This is a genomic window from Alistipes sp. CAG:268 (assembly GCA_000434235.1).
Lineage (GTDB): Bacteria > Bacteroidota > Bacteroidia > Bacteroidales > Rikenellaceae > Alistipes > Alistipes avistercoris.
In genome coordinates this window covers 40,233-44,153 of sequence record FR892015.1, presented here as the reverse complement: position 1 = coordinate 44,153, position 3,921 = coordinate 40,233, and the positions used below count along the sequence as shown (strand labels likewise).

Annotated in this window: 4 protein-coding genes (1 of these 4 cut by a window edge); 1 reads left to right on the top strand and 3 read right to left on the bottom strand. The window is 58.7% G+C overall.

Translation table 11 applies throughout. The annotated features are described in order from the left end of the window. Positions 1-811: the 5' portion of a galactokinase gene (galK, locus tag QZL63_RS09085; protein WP_022309000.1), read on the bottom strand. Its footprint begins 344 nt before the window's first position; only the first 811 of its 1,155 coding nucleotides appear in the window; its start codon is at positions 809-811; its stop codon lies beyond the left edge, outside the window. 245 nt (positions 812-1,056) lie between these two features. Between galK and QZL63_RS09080 the strand changes: the two genes are divergently transcribed. Then, complete coding sequence (locus QZL63_RS09080; RefSeq protein ID WP_290586655.1) at positions 1,057-1,821, top strand: glycerophosphodiester phosphodiesterase family protein; 765 nt, start codon at positions 1,057-1,059, stop codon at positions 1,819-1,821. A 303-nt stretch (positions 1,822-2,124) separates the two neighbouring features. On the opposite strand, the gene QZL63_RS09075 is transcribed toward QZL63_RS09080, so the two are convergent. Both QZL63_RS09075 and QZL63_RS09070 read right to left on the bottom strand, forming a co-directional pair. After that, complete coding sequence (locus QZL63_RS09075) at positions 2,125-2,919, bottom strand: DeoR/GlpR family DNA-binding transcription regulator (protein ID WP_022308998.1); 795 nt, start codon at positions 2,917-2,919, stop codon at positions 2,125-2,127. A gap of 381 nt (positions 2,920-3,300) precedes the next feature. After that, positions 3,301-3,864, bottom strand: a complete 564-nt coding sequence (locus QZL63_RS09070; RefSeq protein WP_441293902.1) for a M48 family metallopeptidase — start codon at positions 3,862-3,864, stop codon at positions 3,301-3,303. Between the last annotated feature and the right edge of the window lie 57 nt (positions 3,865-3,921).

Genomic DNA, 3,921 nt, shown 5'->3' with positions numbered 1-3,921 from the left:
GCACACGACGCTCCTCGCCGATCACATAGCGGGCCCGCTTGTAGTCCTCTTCGGAGATCTTGTCCTTGATGGCATCGAGCTGCTCCATCGTCGCACCGCGCAGGAACTCCTGACCGAGCATCCCGGCCACGCGCTCACACGATGCACGGCGGTCATTGTAGGGCGAACCCACCAGTTCGTGCTTCACGCGCGAATCGACCAGCACGAGCCTGTAACCCTTCGGATCGAACGGGAAATAGGCATATTCGAGCGAACGGCAGTCGAGACGCATCAGGCACCCCTTCTTGCCGAAAACCGAGGCAAACTGGTCCATGATGCCGCAGTTCACGCCGCAGTAGTTGTGCTCGGTGGCCTGACCGATCTTGGCCAGTTCGAACTTGTCGATCCCGCAGCCGAACAGGTCGTTCAACGCAAAGGCATAGGTCGATTCGAGCGCCGCCGACGACGACATGCCGGCACCCAGAGGCACGTCACCGGCAAAAACGGTGTCAAATCCGCCGATCTTGCCACCACGCTTCTGCACCTCGCGGCACACGCCGAAGATGTAGCGGGCCCACGACTCGGCGGGTTTGTCCTCCTCGCGAAGGCCGAACTCCGACGACTCCCCGAGATCGAGCGCATAGGCCCTCACACGGTCCGTACCGTTGAGCCTGATGGCTGCCACGATTCCCTTGTCCACGGCTCCGGGGAAGACGAAGCCCCCGTTATAGTCGGTATGCTCGCCGATGAGGTTGATGCGCCCGGGCGATGCGAACAACACGGCGCCTTCACCGTACAGCTCCTGGAATTTCTTGCTTACTTGTTCTTTCATCTTATCAGTGGTTTTAAAGTTGATTCGATACATAATTAGACGAAGATACGAAAAAAATCGTAAATCGCGGCATGAACGGCCATATTTCTGCACCCGCAGTCCGACAATCGCCGCAGGCGGTTCGCTCAGGCGGAATCTTCGCTGAAATGCAACATGCCGGTGCAGGGAATCCCGAAATAATTGGTTACATTTGTAACGGTTTCACCCCGTCGGTTCCCAAACCGGCACATAACGAACAAAGCACCATGACCCAAAAACTCCTGCTGACCGCCTCGCTGCTTTTCGCCGCAGCATCGGCTCTCGCCCAACCCAAAATCATCGCCCACCGCGGCTACTGGACCGTACCCGGATCGGCACAGAACTCGCTCGCTTCGTTCACCAAGGCCGATTCGTGCGGCGTCTTCGGATCGGAAATCGACGTCTGGCTGACGGCCGACGACCGGCTCATCGTCAATCACGACCGCATCTACCGCGGTACGGATATCGACATGGAACGCTCCAAAGCCCGCGAGATCCAGCTGATCGTCCTGCCCAACGGCGAGAACATCCCCTCGCTCGACGAGTATCTTGAACTGGTCGCCTCGAAACCCGCGACACGCCTTGTTCTGGAGATGAAATCACTCTCGGACCTCAACCGCGAGGACCTTGCAGCCCGGAAAATCGTCCAGGCACTGAAAAAGCATGAACTGATGGAGCGCACCGACCTGATCGCCTTCTCGATCAACGCCTGCCTCGCCTTCCGCAAGATCGCACCCGACGCAAGGGTCTTCTACCTGAACGGCGACCTGCCCCCGCAGAGCATTCGTGACCTCGGACTGACGGGCATTGACTACTCGGGCGAGGTCCTGCGCCAAAACCCCGAGTGGGTGAAGCAGGCCCACGACCTCGGCCTCGAGGTAAACGTATGGACAATCGACAAAAGCGAGGATATGCGCTACTTCATCAACCTGGGAGTCGATTACATCACCACAGACTATCCCGAGCTGTTGCAACAGCAGCTCTCGCGCTGACGGAGCCTGCATGACACGCTCCGCGAAACAAGGACGGGACCATCGCTCACGGCGAAAGGTCCCGTCCTCTTGTTACCCGGCGGCTCCAAAGGCCTCCTCCCACCTTCGTCACCGCCGGATCAGGCCATATCCGAAATCCGAAGACCCGGTCGTAAATCCACCCGAAACCGAGAAATTGGCTTCGAACAGCCTTTATTGCGATCAGAAGCGCAACCAACGCTCCGACCGATAACATCATCTCTTCAACTCCTCCGGCTTCGCCGCAGGCCCGACCGGCCGCACCGACGAAACCGGTTCCGACCGTCATACATCGACAACTGTCACCTCGATCCCTCGCTCACGCAGGCGGTCGAGATAAACCGACTGCACCCCGCTGTCGGTGATGATTCGGTCCACGGACTCCAGGTCACAGATCTTGCTGAACCCTCGACGACCGAATTTCGAGCTGTCGGCCAGGACGATCACCTTCTGAGCCGCATCGATCATGGCCCCGTTGAGCGAAGCCTCGAGCATGTTGGTCGTTGTCAGGCCGAACTCGGTGTCGATTCCATCGACACCGATGAAAAGCTTGCTGCAGTTGAAACTGCGCAGCATCTGCTCGGCGAAAGGCCCCACGACCGAAACCGAACTGCTCCGCGTGATGCCGCCCAACTGGATGACATCGACATCGGGACACTGCGAGAGGATCTGCGTTACGGGCACCGATGCCGTTATGGCTGTCAAATGTCCCGCAGGATTGATCTCCCGGGCCAGAAAGGTTACCGTCGTACCCGATGCGATGATAATCGAATCATCCTGTGCGATAAGCGAAGCAGCGAAAGCCCCGATGGCCCGTTTCTCGGCCACATTGCGCTTCTCCTTCTCATTGACATGCCTGTCGCTGATGTACGGGCTGATCAGAATGGCGCTGCCGTGCGTACGGTAGAGCTTTTTCTGCTGCTCGAGGTAGGAGAGATCCTTGCGGATGGTCACCTCCGAAACCTTGAACCGTTCGGCAAGCTGCGCCACGGAGATCGATCCGAACTGCTGAAGCAGCGCCAATATGCGGTTGTGCCGTTCCGGAAGGCTTAAAATGGGTTCTTCCCCGGTTTTGTTCATCGTATCGGTTCGCTTTGTTTTATAATGCAATATAGCACATTTTTTTTCTTATTTGGAAATTTTCGGACGAAAAATTCATCCGACCTCAACACGTTGAATTCCACCGAAAACGGCCAATTCGTCCGTTTAATTTCAAATTGTCGGAAACGCTCGGTCAAAACAACGGTTTATGTAGCGGAAGGTACATTGTTGATAAAGAATTCGCACAGCGGGGAAATTTGCAGGATACTGTTTTTACTCTCCGGACGAAAACCGTCTCGGCCCGGGAAGGGCCGTTTTTCGAGATCTCAGGCCATCGAAACGACATAACCGGCCATAACACGAGTCTGCATAAAGACGCGGTGACACGGTCGGAAATGGCCGCTCAAAGGCAGGTTTCTTTTACCGGATCGAGAAGCGGCGCAATTCCCGGTTGAGTTCCTTCTCGCGTCCGCCGACCAAACGGTCCACCAGCGCATGGAAGCGCGGCGAATGGTTGTGGTGCACCGTGTGGCAAAGTTCGTGGATAATCACGTAGTCGCGCAGATGCTCCGGAAGGGTCATCAGAAAAAGGCTCAGCGAGATGTGGTTCTGCCCCGAGCAACTCCCCCACTTCGTGCGCGAAGCACGGATCGTGAGCTTCGCATAGCGCAGCCCGGTCGCCTCAGACAGCCGGGCGATCCGCCCCGGCAGATCGGACTTCGCGGCCCGGCGCAGCTCCTCGATACGGGCCCGCTCCGCCTCGGGCGGCAACTGCGGCGGAAGCGCCGCGCGTCTGCGTGCCATGCGTTCGCGGGCCGCCTCGATCCAGGAGAGCTTCTCCTCGAGGAAAGCCAGCGCCCGACGCTGCGACACGCCCGGCGGACAGGTGAGCCGCACCTCGCCCGAGCCCCGCACCGAGATCGACACCCGCCGGGCCCGCAGCGACTGCGCGAAAGTCACCTTCCCGAGCCGCGGATGGTCGATTTCCCCAACCGCTTCGCCCCGTCCGGTACGTCCTGCCGCCCCGCCCTTCCCCCCCCG